The sequence below is a fragment of the Paenibacillus sp. RC73 genome, from assembly GCF_044908085.1.
Lineage (GTDB): Bacteria > Bacillota > Bacilli > Paenibacillales > Paenibacillaceae > Paenibacillus > Paenibacillus terrae_A.
In genome coordinates this window covers 73,732-90,128 of sequence record NZ_JBIYCV010000013.1, presented here as the reverse complement: position 1 = coordinate 90,128, position 16,397 = coordinate 73,732, and the positions used below count along the sequence as shown (strand labels likewise).

14 protein-coding genes and 1 pseudogene are annotated in these 16,397 nt (G+C 47.0%); 5 read left to right on the top strand and 10 right to left on the bottom strand.

The window, feature by feature from the left end; all coding sequences use genetic code 11:
• Positions 1–21 precede the first annotated feature (21 nt).
• The gene (locus tag ABH897_RS23935; protein ID WP_283654340.1) at positions 22–411 is read left to right on the top strand and encodes a MerR family transcriptional regulator; all 390 of its coding nucleotides are present in this window, start codon (positions 22–24) and stop codon (positions 409–411) included.
• Positions 412–503: 92 nt separating this feature from the next.
• Entirely contained in the window at positions 504–1,607 is a 1,104-nt protein-coding gene (locus tag ABH897_RS23930; protein WP_283654339.1) for a WG repeat-containing protein, read from the top strand.
• Between the two features lie 71 nt (positions 1,608–1,678).
• Here ABH897_RS23930 and ABH897_RS23925 read toward each other — a convergent pair whose 3' ends face one another.
• Complete coding sequence (locus tag ABH897_RS23925; protein ID WP_283654338.1) at positions 1,679–2,113, bottom strand: hypothetical protein; 435 nt, start codon at positions 2,111–2,113, stop codon at positions 1,679–1,681.
• A gap of 237 nt (positions 2,114–2,350) precedes the next feature.
• On the opposite strand from ABH897_RS23925, the pseudogene ABH897_RS27570 reads away from it, so the two are divergent.
• A pseudogene (locus tag ABH897_RS27570) lies at positions 2,351–2,428 on the top strand (CysS/YqeB C-terminal domain-containing protein); the annotation flags it as partial.
• A 24-nt stretch (positions 2,429–2,452) separates the two neighbouring features.
• Here the strand turns inward: ABH897_RS27570 and ABH897_RS23920 are convergent.
• Positions 2,453–3,118, bottom strand: coding sequence for a methionine ABC transporter permease (locus ABH897_RS23920; protein ID WP_044646264.1), 666 nt, complete (start codon positions 3,116–3,118; stop codon positions 2,453–2,455).
• Positions 3,115–4,137, bottom strand: coding sequence for a methionine ABC transporter ATP-binding protein (locus ABH897_RS23915; RefSeq protein WP_283654336.1), 1,023 nt, complete (start codon positions 4,135–4,137; stop codon positions 3,115–3,117). The genes ABH897_RS23920 and ABH897_RS23915 overlap by 4 nt, the downstream gene beginning before the upstream one ends.
• 335 nt (positions 4,138–4,472) lie before the next feature.
• Here ABH897_RS23915 and pdaA point away from each other — a divergent pair, with 335 nt between their 5' ends.
• A complete protein-coding gene (pdaA, locus tag ABH897_RS23910) occupies positions 4,473–5,270 on the top strand; it encodes a delta-lactam-biosynthetic de-N-acetylase (RefSeq protein WP_283654335.1) in 798 nt (265 codons plus the stop codon).
• A 116-nt stretch (positions 5,271–5,386) separates the two neighbouring features.
• Here the strand turns inward: pdaA and ABH897_RS23905 are convergent, their stop codons facing one another.
• Positions 5,387–7,087 carry a glycoside hydrolase family 13 protein gene (locus ABH897_RS23905; protein WP_404519838.1) on the bottom strand — a complete coding sequence of 567 codons (1,701 nt, stop codon included), beginning with the start codon at positions 7,085–7,087 and terminating at the stop codon, positions 5,387–5,389.
• Between the two features lie 273 nt (positions 7,088–7,360).
• Here ABH897_RS23905 and ABH897_RS23900 point away from each other — a divergent pair, with 273 nt between their 5' ends.
• Entirely contained in the window at positions 7,361–8,452 is a 1,092-nt protein-coding gene (locus ABH897_RS23900; RefSeq protein WP_283654333.1) for a hypothetical protein, read from the top strand.
• A 208-nt stretch (positions 8,453–8,660) separates the two neighbouring features.
• Here ABH897_RS23900 and ABH897_RS23895 read toward each other — a convergent pair whose 3' ends face one another.
• The 6 genes from ABH897_RS23895 to ABH897_RS23870 all read right to left on the bottom strand — a co-directional run bounded on the left by ABH897_RS23895 (position 8,661) and on the right by ABH897_RS23870 (position 16,165).
• A complete protein-coding gene (locus ABH897_RS23895; RefSeq protein ID WP_283654332.1) occupies positions 8,661–9,449 on the bottom strand; it encodes an SDR family oxidoreductase in 789 nt (262 codons plus the stop codon).
• Positions 9,450–9,466: 17 nt separating this feature from the next.
• Entirely contained in the window at positions 9,467–10,624 is a 1,158-nt protein-coding gene (locus ABH897_RS23890) for an SMP-30/gluconolactonase/LRE family protein (RefSeq protein WP_283654331.1), read from the bottom strand.
• Positions 10,625–10,655: 31 nt separating this feature from the next.
• On the bottom strand, positions 10,656–11,669 hold the full coding sequence (locus ABH897_RS23885; protein WP_283654330.1) for a zinc-dependent alcohol dehydrogenase family protein: 1,014 nt from the start codon (positions 11,667–11,669) through the stop codon (positions 10,656–10,658).
• A 401-nt stretch (positions 11,670–12,070) separates the two neighbouring features.
• The gene (locus tag ABH897_RS23880; protein WP_404592808.1) at positions 12,071–13,132 is read right to left on the bottom strand and encodes an EAL domain-containing protein; all 1,062 of its coding nucleotides are present in this window, start codon (positions 13,130–13,132) and stop codon (positions 12,071–12,073) included.
• Between the two features lie 273 nt (positions 13,133–13,405).
• Entirely contained in the window at positions 13,406–15,508 is a 2,103-nt protein-coding gene (locus ABH897_RS23875; RefSeq protein ID WP_404592807.1) for a bifunctional 2',3'-cyclic-nucleotide 2'-phosphodiesterase/3'-nucleotidase, read from the bottom strand.
• Between the two features lie 222 nt (positions 15,509–15,730).
• Positions 15,731–16,165 (bottom strand): pyridoxamine 5'-phosphate oxidase family protein, encoded by a 435-nt coding sequence (locus ABH897_RS23870; RefSeq protein WP_134911456.1) that lies wholly within the window; start codon positions 16,163–16,165, stop codon positions 15,731–15,733.
• Positions 16,166–16,397 lie beyond the last annotated feature (232 nt).

The following is a 16,397-nucleotide window of genomic DNA, read 5'->3' as shown; positions in this document are numbered from 1 at the left end:
TAGAAAATCGGAGGTTCAGGCATGGAGGGAATGACACGGGGCGAGCTGTCACAGCGTACCGGATTGAGCATGGCAACCATTCGTTATTACGAGAATAGTGGTGTTTTGCCTGCTCCCAAGCGGGCTGCGAATGGATACCGCATATATACGGATGACTATCTGGTAAAGATCAAGTTTATTAAAGATGCCAAATCATTAGGGTATTCACTTAGGGAAATACAAGAAACGCTCCAACTGCTCAGTCAGGAGATGGACGAAGACACATTGAGGGAAATTGTTCAAAAAAAGATTGTTGAGATTGAAGCCCACATAGACACGCTGCACACCCTGCAATCGTTACTGCTGGGCTTGCTTAAAGCCCCTCAGACCGATATCCAAAACTATTTGAAATCATTTCATATCCCTGAATAAAAAACACAGTATAAAGAAACTTATTTACAAATTGTTCGTCTATATCCATGGAATTATTTTCTATAAAATGAAACCCATAAAGGAGCATTGAAATGAAAAAAAAGTTAGCATTAGCTTTACTACTGTTATGTACTGCATTCACAATGACGAGCACAGGCTTCGCATCTAGCAACACGCCAACTCTTGAAGTTTCTCAAACACCTCTCGATTATAATATGGTTATACCTGAAAGTGACGGGAACTTTCATGATGGCTTGCTATTTGCGGAACAATCCAACGGCTCGCTTGTGTACTATAACGCGAAAGGGAAAGAGGCCTTTACCCTTCCCGACTATATTTCACCTGTCAGCGATTTTAACGAGCAACGTGCGCTGGTTAAAAACAATAAAACGAATCTGTACGGCTTCATTAACACGAAAGGACAACTGGCTATTCCTTGCCAATATACAGATGCAGGGAATTTCTCCGAAGGCTTGGCCCACGTAATAACAGCAGATACCAAAAGAGATTTCCTCATCGACCGAACAGGAAAGAACGTTACCCGTTTGACGCAAAAATATAGCTCAGATTATCATTTCACATATGGCTTGGCTCTGGTATACAATCCAAAAGGCGATAAAATCGGGTTTATCAATAAAAAAGGACAATTAGCTATTCCTTATCACTATGCCACTTCCCGTGGATTTTACGAAGGGCTGGCTCTGGTTAAAAGCAGTAAAGGAATGTATGGGTACATTGATACGACAGGGAAAGTTGTTATTCCTCTGCAATATAAATCAGGGGGCGATTTCTCCGAAGGGCTGGCTGCCGTGCAAAACACCAAAGGTCAGTGGGGTTTTATCAATAAGCAGGGAAAGAACGTTATTCCTTTTCGGTATACGGATGCGAGTTATTTTAGCGAAGGTTTAGCCGCTGTTTATAATCAAAACGGCAAAGTCGGTTTCATTGATCCCAAAGGAAAATTGGTCATTGGTTATCAGAAATATACCCGAGCCGAGTCTTTCAAGGAAGGCATTGCCCTCGTGGGTGTTGGAACGAATTCTGACGGTAAGTTCGGCTACATTGACCGCCAAGGCAAGCTGCTGACCAAACTTCAATATTTGAATATATCCTCCTCTTTTGCAGATGGCTACGCCGTGGCATCGAAAGAACAGGGTATTGCATTTCTCCTTACCAAGCACTTACCTTCAAAGTAAATCTTATAACCCAAAGGTGCGGAAAGCATAAAGCCGCGCCTTTGGGTTGTTTACTGCCGCTTTCAGCCTAATTAATCGTGCGTATAAAATTTCACTCCTGGCAGGTCTGCCGCCTTCCACGACCAATTGATCGTTTTACTGTTAAAATTAGAAGTGCCTGCCTGTGCAACCTGTACTTCTTTCAATACTGTAATGGATGAGCCTTTAGGTCTGACCACCACCACGTGACCATGACCTGTCTCTTTTTTGATACCGATTGTTGGATAACCGAGGTTGGCCCTTTTTTGAGCGTCGCTGAATGTGACAGCGTACCAACCGGGAGCTTTTTTATTACTCAATGCATCTGCCATTTCATTAGCTATACCACCAGGCAGGGCGGCCGACATCTTCTTCATTACATCTTGTGCAAATTCGTTACAATGAGTAACACCCCCCTTAGGTAAATAATTGGATTCAACATTTAAAGAGTCAATTGCTGCTGCATAGGTTTTGGCGGTTCTTTCCATATTTGTTTCCCCCTAAAATGGTATTGAAGAGATGCGATGGAGTCGCTGTACATCGGAATGGCTCCACATTCATTGGATGTCAGCATCATTTCCCCCCACTAATATAAGTAACTACAGACCTTCCCTAACAACCGCAAGTCAAAATATAAGAACGATCTTTGCTTCTATCCACGTTTCGAACCCCAGAGGACGAAGCTTCGGAGCAGTGCTGACCTTCCCGCCGAAGTTGCTCATGATTTACACTATGAAATCGCCAAGCCGGGCTTTGTCGTCCGCGACGAAAAAACCCGCCAATATTGGCGGGCTCAGAACTAAAAGTTCATATAATCCTTATAAAAATCAACCCCTGCGTACTTTACGGGACAGTAGGTTACCCAAGGACTGAACAACTTGTACAAATACAACAAGAATCACGACGGTAATGAGCGTAACGACCGTATCGAATCGCTGATAGCCGTACGATATCGCCAGGTCGCCAATCCCGCCGCCACCGACTGCGCCTGCCATGGCAGTGGCTCCAATCAAGCCGATTGCGGCTGTCGTTAACGACAGAATGAGAGAACTGAACGCTTCGGGGAGCAAGAAGTAACGAATAACCTGAAAAGGGGTCGCTCCCATCGCATCGGCTGCCTCCAATATGCCCGGATTCACCTCCAGCAGCGAATTTTCGACCAGTCTGCCGATATATGGCGCAATATAGAAAATCAACGGAACAATCGCCGCGCTCGTCCCAATGGATGTATTTACAATCAGACGCGTCAACGGAATGATCGCTACCAGCAATATGATAAACGGCAAGGAACGAACAATATTAATAATCGGATTAAAAATACCGTAAAACCATTTGCTCTCCAAAATTCCGCCCGGACGGGTAATGACCAGCAAAATACCGATAGGTATACCGATCAATGCGCCAATGAATAACGAGATGCTGACCATGAGCAAGGATTGATACAAAGCCTCCCACAGTTGATCCCAGGTTATAGAGGTTCCTGTAATCATCATATGGCCTTCACCTCCTGAATGTTGACCCCTTTGCTCTTGATAAAATCAACAGCCTGCTGGACGGCATGCTCCTCGCCGCGAAGTTGGATTGTCATATAGCCAATTGTCGTCTCTTGTATTTCCGTCATATTGGCAAACAAAATGTTCACATAGACCTCATGCTGCCGAATCAATTCATGAACCACTGGCTCGGAAGCAGACTGTCCGATAAATTCCAGCTTGTAAATCCGCTGTGCTTCTTGCTGCTCGAACGTTTGCAGCACACTATCCGGCACCTTATCATGAATAACCGTGCGCACAAAGCTTTGCGTCGTCTGGTGCTGCGGCTGTCCGAATACCTCCAGCACATTGCCCTGCTCGATGATTTCACCTTTTTCCATCACAGCTACCTTGTTGCAAATCCGCTGAATGACTGACATCTCATGCGTAATGATCAGAATGGTGATCTTGTATTCCTTGTTGATTTTGCGAAGCAAATCCAGAATCGACTGCGTGGTCTGCGGATCAAGCGCCGAAGTCGCCTCATCACAGAGCAGGATAGACGGGTTGCTCGCCAGCGCCCGGGCAATACCGACGCGCTGCTTCTGACCACCAGAAAGCTCACTCGGATAGCTGTTCGCCTTGTCAGACAAGCCTGTGAATTCCAGCAACTCTTTTACCCGTTGCTCAATCTCCCGTTTGTTGCGCTTGAGCAGCACCAACGGAATCGCAATGTTGTCGAACACCGTTTTCGACTCCAGCAGATTGAAATGCTGAAAAATCATTCCGATCTTCTTTCTTACCTTCCGAAGCCCTGATGTCGAATAGGTATTCAACTGCTCTCCTTCGACAAGAACCTCCCCGCTGGTGACCTTCTCAAGACGGTTAACCAACCGGATCAGCGTACTTTTACCTGCGCCGCTGAATCCGATAAAACCGAAGATATCACCTTTATCCACTTTGATATTTATATTTTTTAGCGCTTCAATGCTTAAGCCTTTTCTCACATAGGTTTTGGATACATTTTTTAGTTCAATCATTACTTCTAGCTCCTTCCGATCCCTCTAAGAATGTAAGATGTCATTGAGCTGTTTGCATCCCTTTATCGTTAATCCACTAAATCCGAGTATTCTAGTAAGTTTTATAAAGTATACTACTTCGATTTAATATTCATGTCAATATGCGTTTTTTGAGGTCCAACGATTAAACTTTAGCCCTGAGGGCATCGTCATCTAACTACAGGGATTGTCAAAACCCATATTCGTCCTAAGGTTGAGAGCATTTTTTGCATAAACAGGCGTGGTATTGCAGACGCTATGGAATATGCCGAAGCATACACACCTTGCCCAAATGGGACGGAAGCGGAGGAAGTTAAATGAAACGAATATTTGCCTTGTGGCTATGCGTTGCGGTTATGGGGATGTTAGCTGTTTCGGGTGAATCCGCGCTAGCTGCTCAAACTGTTGACGAACAGCCTTATCATTTTGGATTCAAAAAAAGCAAGGGGGGCGAGCTGCCTTCTATCGCACAGGAGGGCTTTATGCACCTGATTGAAAAACAGGGGGGCATCTTTCTCGGAGATACTACCAAAAAAGAAATATTTCTCACGTTCGACAACGGCTATGAGAATGGATATACGCCCAAGGTGCTGGATGTATTAAAGGCCAAAAAGGTTCCGGCCGCCTTCTTTGTAACCGGACATTTTGTGAAGGATCAACCAGCTTTGATGCGCCGCATGGCAAGTGAGGGCCATATTATTGGCAACCATTCATGGAGTCATCCTGATATGAGTACCATTTCTTCGACAGAGATCCGGTCTGAGCTGGATCGGGTACGAAATGCATCGGCAGAGCTCACCGGACAAAAGGAAATGAAATACGTCCGCCCGCCTCGCGGCATTTTTAGCGAAAAGGCATTGGCCTCCTGCCGAGAAGCCGGATATACGAGCGTATTTTGGTCTGTGGCTTACAAGGACTGGGACACAAATATCCAGCAGGGAGCAGACTATGCCTACCAACAAGTTATACGTCAGCTCCACCCTGGAGCAGTCATTCTGCTCCATTCCGTATCCAAGGACAATACCGAGGCGCTGGCTTCGATTATTGACGAAGCCCGCAAGCAAGGATATGAGTTTAAAAGCCTGGACGACCTTAAGGTTAAGCATTACCAATAAAAATAGCTGAATTGGATGAATGGCTAAATATAATCAGCCCGATCCACACTGTGTACAGCAGACAGTGTCAATCGGGCTTTTTGCTTTACAATTAAGGAAGGTAAGGGACCATATACTTATTTTAAGGTTAGCTTATACACCCTTGCTTCATAAGGGCGCAGCTTCAAAGCATGCAGATTCTCCCCTTGCGATGGTTCGTAGTTGGACAGAAGCAGCTCCGCTTTGACGGCAGGATAGCCCTCCTCCTCAGGCCAGTGGAACATCGGGTCATGATCAAAGAAATTCAAAATGACTAGCAGATGCTCCTTCCCCAACGTGCGGGTAAACACATACAACTCGGTATCCAGCGGCAGCAGCAGCTTATATTCACCATAAACGATCACCTCATGTTGTTTACGTAGGGCAATCAGCTTACGATAATAGTGAAAAATCGAATCCGGGTTATGTCTTTCCGCCTCAGCGTGGATGTGCGTGTAGTTATTATTGATTTTCATCCACGGCTCTCCATCGGTAAACCCGGCCGCATGGCCTCCATTCCACTGCATGGGCGTCCGCGCATTATCCCGGCTTTTTCTCCAAATTGCCGCCATAATCTGCTCTTCCGGTTGGCCAAGCTTCCGTTGCTGTTCATAATAATTCAACGTCTCCACGTCCCGGTAATCATCAATCGACGAGTAAGCGATATTCGTCATGCCTATTTCCTCGCCCTGATAAATGTACGGCGTACCTTCGAGCATATGCGTGAAGGTTGCCAGCATTTTGCCCGACTCCACACGGTACTGTCCATCATTCCCGAATCGCGAGAGGGCGCGCGGCTGATCATGGTTGTTCAGATAATTCGCATTCCACCCCTCCTGATGAAGCACCGTCTGCCATCGACTCATTATTTTTTTTAACTCTACCAGTGTCCACGGCTTGGGTTTCCACTTTTCTGTTCCCTGTCCCTGGGCATCTATAAACATGTGTTCAAACTGGAAAACCATATTCAGTTCATGTCGCTGATCCCCCACATAATCGAGCGCCTGTTCAGGGCCTAAGCCTGATGTCTCACCGACGGTCATTAAGGGATACCGCTCCAGCACCCTTTCATTCAGCATGCGAAGAAGCACATGCACCTGTTCCAAATTGGAAAAAAGCTGATAGGCCCGTACCAATGTCCGTTTCTCGGGATTATTGGCGTCCGGCAGCCCTTCGGTTTTGACAATATGGGCAATGGCATCAAATCGGAAGCCATCGACTCCCTTTTTCAGCCACCATTCCACCATGCGGTACAGTTCAGCGACCATTTCTTCATTGTTCCAGTTGAGGTCCGGCTGATGCTCGGAATACAGATGCATGTAATATTCGTCTGTAAGCTTGTCATATTTCCACACAGAACCGGAAAAATACGATTCCCAATTGTTCGGATATCCGCCATTTTTGCCTGTTCGCCATATGTAGTAGTCTCGTTTCGGATTATCCTTGGACGAGCGTGATTCTGTAAACCATGGATGCTCATCCGAAGTATGGTTTAATACCAGATCCATCATAATCTTGATGCCTCGTTCATGCGCCTTGTAAAGGAGTTTATCAAAATCCTCCATCGTTCCGAATTCATCCATAATGGCATAATAATCGCTAATATCGTAGCCGTTATCATGATTGGGCGATTTGTACACCGGACAAATCCAGATGACATCAATGCCCAGCTCACTCAGATAGTCCAGCCTGGACAGAATCCCCTGTAAATCTCCTTTTCCGTCTCCATCCGAATCCTGAAAGCTAATCGGATAAATCTGATACACAACGGCTTCCTTCCACCATATCTTTTTAGGCATGATTTCCTCCTGTGGTTTCTCTGTACATCCAATAGCATATGCTCTTAACATACACGCAATACCTGCGGACGAATCGTTGGTGTGACGCGGAAAAGGAAGTTTGAAGCTTGCTTCGACGCAATCGCAGAGCCATGATGAGGCATTCGAATTTTTTTGAAATTTTTTTTAAAAAAACAGGTTGTAAAAGTTACTCTGGCGTTACCTATATATATGAACCGCCCATATCCATAAGCCAGAAGAGGTCCCATTCTCTAAATCAAAGGAGGAACTCACATGAACCATCGTCCCAAAGAGCCAAAGGATCTGATTGTGGAGTCGGCTGTGATCCCGCCAAATATCAATGTGGATGTGGAATCAGCCACCGAAGGGGGAAAGCGCCGCCTGATGCTTAGCGATAACCCGGAGACGCTCACCCCCGTGACTGTACCTGCCCGGCAAGCTACCCTGTGGCATGACGTGGTGCGCACGACAACCCGGACGGTCAAGCATCGCATTTTCGGCTGGCATTACAACAAAATCGACGCCCCCGTCAAACTGGGCATCACTGTAGAGAATAAAAGCGATGCTGCGCTGGAGGTACGTCATATCGAGCGGGCTTTAGAGATTGCGCCTGAGGATGGTAACTGGATTATGGATGTCGGGCAGAATATTGCCAAAAGCTGTTTGGCGGGTACGATGAAGCGCTTGAAGCCGGTAGACCGTCATAAATTCGGCAAAGGTACAGCGCTGCTGGAAGAATTCGAGCTGCCTGAAGGATCGCTGGCCGGATTCACCTATGATCTCACTGTGGAATATGCCGAAGGCCACGGTACGTTGGACTATGTAATCCGCACCGTGGTCAGCAAGGATATACAGACCGACCTGCGCGGGATTCATGCGGAGCCGCTACCACCCGTACCGCCGCCGCAGGCGCATCCGCGCGGTACATGGTCCTTTTCCGAAACAAACGCGCGAATGCCGGAGTACGTGATTGGGCAATGCGCCAACTACCGAGCATGTGCCACCAAAAAATTGAACGGTGAGACTCCCGCCGATCTACTGTTTACCGGGGCTCGCAGCGAGCTATGCCCTGCGCTTGATAATCGTGGACAATTCGGTGTCATATATAACGCTACGATTCCCATCGTTAACGACGGTCACGAGGAACGTACGGTCCGCATCTACGCCAATCCGCGTGGGGGAGCGTTCGCCGGGTCTGTGCGTGTGGATAATCATGTATATGGTATCCCTCTGCTACGAGATAATACCAAGGTATGCCGATTGGCTGATATCAGCGTGCCCCCCGGCAAGTCCAGCTATTCTCTAAGTTTTATGATTGCAGGCAGCGCAACCACGCCGTTGGGCCTGTACGTCATCACACTATAGCTATACTCACGATGACTGGATAGCGAACATAGGGCAAAAATTTTCACAGGATATGGTCTGCGCTATAGTAAATGGAGTTGTCCCAAAGGCTGGTTTTAAACTTAATTGGACAGTGTACGCTTCGTCATTAGTGTAAAAAAAGCGCGAGTCCAAGGGTTATTTTCCCCCTGTAACTCGCGCTTTTTGGATCAGCAGAATAAATACCGCTCTATTTGAACCGCTGGACCTGCCTCGAAGGCATAATGGTCAACTCCGGAATGTTGACATGCTCCGGCTGCTCCAGTGCATAAAGGGCAGCTTCTGCAACATCATCAGGATGCAGCGGCAAAACGCTCGAAGCAAACGCCCGAATTTCCTGCTCGGGATACCCGGCCACCTGCGAAAATTCCGTCGCCACCGCCCCGGGGTGGATCGCAGTTACACGAATTCCTTGCGTACTGGTCTCCAAACGCAATGCGGAGGCTATGGCGCTAACGCCGTACTTGGTAGCGCTGTATAGTCCTCCTCCGGCAACCACTTCCTTCGCTGCAATAGAGGAGACAATGACAACATCCCCCTTGGCCTGTTCCCTCATTGGCTGAAGCCCGTACTTCAGTGTCAGGACAAGACCGTGCACATTCGTCTTGTAAAGCTCCTCCCATCTTTCCAGATCCACTTCTGCCAATGGGCTTCGATACCCGAAGCCGGCATTGGCAACGATAATGTCAAGCCGCCCCCAGCGTTCAAGAATGGCGTGGACCGCCTGCTGTACGTCTTCAGCTTTTTGGATATCGGCAGGTATTGCCATGACCTCGTACAATTCCTCTTGGTGCAAGTCGCGAACCCATTCGTCCAATCGCTCCTGACGGCGTGCCAATACAGCTACATACGCGCCTCGCTCTGCCAGTTTTTTTGCAATCGATGCCCCAATGCCGCTACTTGCGCCTGTTACCAAAGCTACTTTCCCGGCCAGGCTTTCCTTCGCTTTCCAGGATAATTTCAACTCATCCAATATCATGTTAAACCCTCCCAAGCTTATTTGGTTAAAAGCACGCGATGAACGCCCTGACTGCCTCCAGGAGCTGTGCCTATATATAAATATCCGTCATGGCTTACAACCGTGGTTACCCCATAAACCGAGCCTTCAGGATCATGCCAGCTTCCGATGAGTTTACCCTGCGGATTAAGCTCCACAGCAAGCCCATGCTTCACAGGTGCGCTTGCACCGCTGAGCAGCGATTGAGGCAATTTGGCCATCATTCCAGCCAGCCACGGGCTTTTATGCATCTGATCTACAAAGGGAATACGTGTCGTGAAGAGACCGACCCAGAAGTGGCCTTGATCATCACGCGTAATGTTATCCGGAAAACCGGCGAGATTATCCGCAAAAATATCCGAAGTCCCCTTCTTTGGCCCTTTGAGCCAGTATCTGGTCAATTGGTAGTGATACGACTCTGCCACAAGCACAAAATCTTCGTCCGCAGACAAGGCAACCCCGTTCGCAAAATAAAGGCCTTCCAACAGAACTGTCGTCTGCTTGGTCGCCGGATCATATTTCAGCAAACGTCCATGTGGCTTGTTCTCGGCGATTTCTTTGAAGACTACACTGCCATAATTGGAGGTGTCAGAAAAATAAATGGTACCATCTTTGGCAATATCCAGCTCGTTGGCCAAATAGATCGGTGTGCCGTCGACTTGATCGGCCAACACCGTCACGTTTCCGGAAGGATCTACCGATAGCAGCCCCTTCTTAACATCCGTAACGATCAGATTTCCACTTGCGTCAAACATAAGTCCATTGGGCGTTCCTTTGGTATCTGCATAAAGCTGGGCCTTTTGCGGATTGCCCTTTGTATCAATGGCAGCCTTATAAATTTTCCCGTCGGAGTCTCCCGTATATAAATTTCCTTTCTTGTCAAAGGTGATAAATTCCGGAAACTTAGGGGCATCTGTAACAAGCTCTGCGGAGCTGAGTTTGTTGTTTTGTTGCCATGGACCCGCTTGTTCAAAAGAGGGGGCCGTAGGTGCAAGCCATTTTGCAGGCTGGACAGGGGAAGGGATGAGCATAAAAATAACCACTCCCAGAAGGATTACCGCCAGCAGCGATAATCCGGTTCTGCGTACCCATTTACGCGGTTTCTTATTCTTTCTTCCTTGAGAATCTTTGACAGACAAATCAGGTTTACTGGGCATTAGAGTGCCTCCTATGTGATGTGAATAATATTTATATTTGAACGACGATTTTACCGAAATACTGTTTTCCTTCAGCCAAAAGTGCGAAGGCTTCGCCGATTCGGCTGAGCGGGAATACCCGGTCGATGACAGGATGTAAACGATGGCGGGAAATGGCACGATTCATGTTTTCGAAATGTTCCCGGTTACCGACTTGGCTGCCGCGAATCGTCGCAGCCTTCTGCAAAATGCTGGTGACATCGAACTCAGGAATGGTCAAGCCCGATAAGAATCCGACCATGCTCACAGTCCCTCCGGTACGAAGTGCATTGATGGATTGCGCCATTGTTGCCGCTCCCCCTACATCCAGGACATGGTCGACTCCGCCGCCTGTCAGTTCCAGAGCCACCTTATCCCACTCGGGAACTTCCGAATAGTTGATTGTCTGCCATGCGCCGAGAGCTTTTGCCCGTTCCAGCTTGTCATTGCTGCTCGATGTGATAATTACCCGTGCTCCCGCCATCAGAGAGAATTGAAGCCCAAAGATGGAAACACCGCCTGTTCCTTGTAAGAGCACCGTATCCCCCGCTCGCAGCCCGCCGGATTCCATCAGCATGCTCCATGCGGTTAATGCCGCAATCGGCAAGGTGGAAGCCTCCTCCCAAGAAAGGTGATCCGGAATGGCGACGACCCCTTCTTCATGTAGAACGATATATTCAGCCGCCACTCCACTGAGCGGGCCTCCCAGACTGTCCTTTAATACCTCCGCTCTGGTGCTCCCGCCAATGAATTTCTGTTGGAAATTTCCCGCTACCCTTTGTCCAACCTGAAATTTTGTCACCCCTTCCCCCACAGCCACAATTTCACCCGCTCCATCGGATAACGGAATGAAGGGAAATTGAATGCCGATCGGCATTACTCCATTAAGTATTACCAAATCTCGATAATTAAGAGACGCTGCCCTTATGCGGATCAGGACTTCCAGCCGTCCCGGCACCGGTATGTCGAGTTCCGTCAAGGCTAACTCTTCAAAGCCAAAACCGTTTTTCAGTTGCACTGCTTTCATTTTGGTTGTCCTCCCTGTAATGTTAAACTTTTTACCTAGTATGGATACAGTGTATTGCGAAAGAAACACTGTTTCCTATACAATACACTGTATCCATTTGTCTTCAAAACGTCAATCTTTACTTTAAAAATAAAACATGTCGTAACTGCCTCCGGTTTTTTAACGTTCCTTACCAGGTAAAATTGGAGGCAGGGTGGCTTTCGCTTGCCCATAACTTGCTCAGGTGGGCAAGCATAGACCAAAAAACGCGAGTTGCAGGGGTGAAAAAACCTCTGCAACTCGCGTTTTTTTACATTAATGGTGATATAAGCACTGTCCAATACGGTTGAAATTTGCTTATGGGACAGCCCTATTTAAAGCTCCACTTTTTATAGACTACGTCTACTTAAATTTGTTTCTGACTATATTACGCTACTAAGCATAAAATTGGAGGGCGGATTCGGATTCGGCTTACCAAATAAATAACCCTGAGCCAGCGATACTCCTGATTCACGACAAAACTCAAAATCTTCCATCTGCTCGACTCCTTCAGCCAGCACTTGACCGCCAAAATGAAAGGCCGATTCCACGATCCCCGTAATTTGTCGTTGCTGGTCACTGTTACGGTAGCAGCCATTAATTAAACTCCGGTCAATTTTCACATAATCCGGCTGGAGCCGATTCATCAGCTCTGTCGTAGAATACCCTGCTCCCACGTCATCCAATGCCACGGAAACTCCCCCTTTTCGATATTGTTCAAAAATTCGATGCAAAAAATTCAGATCATTTATTTCTTCCGTCTCTACAACTTCAAATACAAAATCCTCCGCATTCATGCACAACCGGTCAATCGTCTCAAAGGTATGATGCAAGCAGTAGGTCGGATTATAAATGGTGGAAGGAAGAAAGTTAATAAAACGTTTGATTCCCGCAGGAAGGCATGTTGCACTTTTTTCAATCGCAGAAATACGGGCCGACCGATCCAGATGAGCGTGTAATCCGGCTTCACGTGCGATTTCAAACAGCCGAAAAGGCTGAAAGGGTCTCTGTGGATGTGACGGACGCAACAAAAATTCAAACCCGATAATGTCCAGCTTGTGGTCAATAATAGGCTGCATATGGCTGGAAAAGCTCTGATCCACAATAACATTCATGACATCTGGATGCTTGATTCGTGCTTGCAGTTGGCTGAATGGAAGCCAATCCTCATACCCTTCGACATGAAACGATCCGGTCACCACAACCTCTATATGTAACAACCATTCCTTCGGCAGACAAGCAAGTCTGTCCATCAATTGCTCCAGCTCCGCAGGACTGTCATAGCGAAACGCAATGCCGTCCTCGCGCCCTTGTTCCTGTTTCATTTGTTCCGACAGCATACCCAAGTTGCTCAGCACTTGAGTAAGCGACACCCTGGAATGCCTGATTTTCAGCAATCCCTGGTCCTTAATAGGTAATATGATGCTGCAATTGCTGCAAGTCATAATGGTCCTCCTCGGAACAATTTTCCGGTTTTTTCACCATTATATCACAAATAACTAGAACAAAAGAACTATATAATTACGTGTTTTTACAAAAAATAAGGTTATTTTCGGCTACAACCTAGGACTTAAGTGTATATTCGACAAAAAATAAAGCCTTTTGCACCATTTATAAATTCAAGTACCGTTGTCCGTGGAAACTAAAAAGCAGCAAGTCTCTCGGCTACGGAGACTTGCTGCTTCATTTTGAATTTAAATGGACCCAGAAACCCAGACTTATTTGGAAGCCTTCGGTTTGGTTGTTTTAGCTGGTTGAGCTACCGCAGGTTTGGTTGCTTTTACGGCAGACTTCGCTGTTGCCTTCGCTGGAGTCACGGTTTCCTTTACAGGAGTCGTTGCTGCATTGGGCTTCGCGCCAGCTTTCAAGCTGTATTTTGCAAAGCCGTCAGCCGCGCTGCCGAGGAATGAAATTTGCTGGTTTCCGGCAAGCACGTCTTTTGCATCAGGCGAGGATTCGAAGGTAACCTTAGCCTCACCGAAAGGAGCAATAGACCAGTTGCCATCCGCAGCCGGATTAATCGTTCCGTTCGTACGGATGTAATCAATAACGACTTGGCGGCTTTCGTCCGGTGCTGCCATCACAATGCGTTTGCCATCCGGATTTGCCAGTTTGGATGAGGAAGCACGATAGTTGTTGGTCGCTACGATAAATTTCTGTGCAGGATCAATTGCTTTCCCGTTGTATTGTAAATCCTTGATACGATGAGCAGAAGGATCAATAACGGTTCCCTTGGCATCATATCGTGCAGGCTGAGTCACATCAATCTGGTACTTCACACCGTCAATGACATCAAAATTGTAGGTAGGGAAATCTTTGTTAATCAGCGATTGTTCCTCGGTTTTCTTTGGATCGATATGGTTGAACTGGCCCGCAGACCACTCCAGCCATTCCTGAATTTCAGCACCGGTAACTTCTACGGCCTGAACCGTGTTCGGGTACACGTACAGATCGGACACGTTTTTAATGGCTATCGTGCCTTCAGGAATGTTGGTGTAATACTCGGCACCGTTTCGGCCACCAGCCTTGAATGGGGCGCCAGCCGACAATACGGGAAGATTTTCGTATTCGGTCCCTTTAAGATGGTTCTGTACGTACCATTTTTGTGCATTCGTCACAATCTGAATGGATGGGTCATCCTGCACTAATGCAAAATAACTGTTAATCGGTGCGGTTGTGGTTCCTACCGGTTGACGAACATAATCCAGCGTTCCTGTATGCTCTTCCTTGATCGCATCTACCAGTTTAAACTCAGGATTCATCTGCACAGCCTGAGTTTTGGGATTCACAACCGGACGCACTTCAGACTGTGAATTTGTTACGTTCCACTCGTATTTTTTCTTTTCCAGGGTCAGGTCAATAATACCTAGCTCCTTGCCCCATGAGGAAGCTTCTACAGCCGGCACACCATTGATCGTTCCTTTATCCCGGTCTACACCGCTCATTTCTTTAAAATCAGGGCCGGGGAAGGATTTATGCGCGTGTCCAAATAAAATAGCGTTAATTCCGTCTACCTTGCTCAAATATTTAACGGCATTTTCCATCATCGGAGTCTGCGGTACATCCTCATAACCTGTGTGTGCCAGCACAATAATAATGTCAGCACCCTCGGTTTTCATTTGAGGAATAAACTTTTTTGCCGTTTCCACAATGTCCTTGGTAACGACCTTTCCCTTCAAATTGCCTTCATCCCATTGTGTAATTTGGGGCGTTACCAAGCCAATCACGCCCACTTTGAGCGTATACTCTTTCCCCTTCTCATCCGTTACCGTTTTATCAAGAATCCGATAAGGGGTAAAATAATTTTTAGTCCCTTGGCCCCCATCATCGTAATACACATTCGCATTTACGTAAGGAAAATCAGCTCCCTTGAGTGATCTTTCCAAAAAGTCGAGACCATAGTTAAATTCGTGGTTCCCCACCGTAGCCGCATCATAGCCCATAAAGTTCATCATCTTGTAGACTGGATGGACACCGCCTTCTTTCTCGAAGGTTTTGCTTCTGGCCATATAATCACCCAGTGGATTGCCCTGCAACAAGTCGCCGTTATCGAACAACAGGCTGTTTCTCGTTTCACTGCGCGCCTGCTGGATCAGTCCAGCTGTGTTAATCAAGCCATATTCGTTCGTTTCCTTGTCCGCATAGTAATCGTAATTCATCAAGGCCGCATGAATATCCGTTGTTTCCATGATCCGCAAATTCACTGTACCGCTATCCTTGGATTCGCTGGCAGCCCAAGACGGAGCGGCTGAAAACACCAGCATGTTACAGGCAACGACTGCTGCTGTAAGCCCTCTAAACCATTTTTTATGAAATATCAAAATATATCCCTCCTCATTAAGATGTAGGCCTCATACACATACTTTTGCACATATATGTAAGCTTTGAGCCCACCATTCCTATTTTAATCCAACGCCGGACAAAAGAGTAGTCATTTACTCCATTTATTTATGAAAAAATAATTAATTTTCCGCAAACATAAAAACCAGCAAACCTCCCAAATAACTCGGAGAATTGCTGGTTTCCTCATATTCTATCCAATTCTATTTCTCCCACACCTGACGTCCGGTTTGCTTACCCACATACTCAATACGAGTCGGATTCACATCCAGAATGACATAATCGGGGTCATCCGGGCCAGAAAACCATTCCTTCAACGAATCATTCCACACTTGTTTGCGGAGTCCCTCGTCAGCCGTTACCCGGACAGTAGCCTCAACCTCCACGACTTCCTTCGTACCGCCAACCTCATAGCCCAGCAGCAGATAAGCGTTTGGATTATCCTTCAGCTCTTCCACCTTATGTGTTTTGCGATCTGTCGCGAGATGAATGTTCAGCCCTTCGTTAAAAAGAGCCATATAGCGCACCTTCGGCTTGCCGCCTTCTACTGTACCCAACGAGCAAAATTTGTTGTTATCCAAAGCCTTTACAATGGCTTGTTCCAGTTGGCTGCGATCCAATGTTTCCGTTTTACCCACGGTACAACAACTCCTTTTCGCAAATTAGAATTCCTGTGAATGCCCATGCCATGATCCGACACCAGCTCATCAAACCATACCTGCGGCAGTTCTGTAAAACAACATCAACCGATGGGATCATGGTCATTTTCAGAACAAAGCTCACAGTAAAAGTGTACCCTAGCGTACAGCAAATGAACCGTCACTTCTTCCCCAATGCTGGACAGACCCGCCTTCTAGGCATATAATCGTC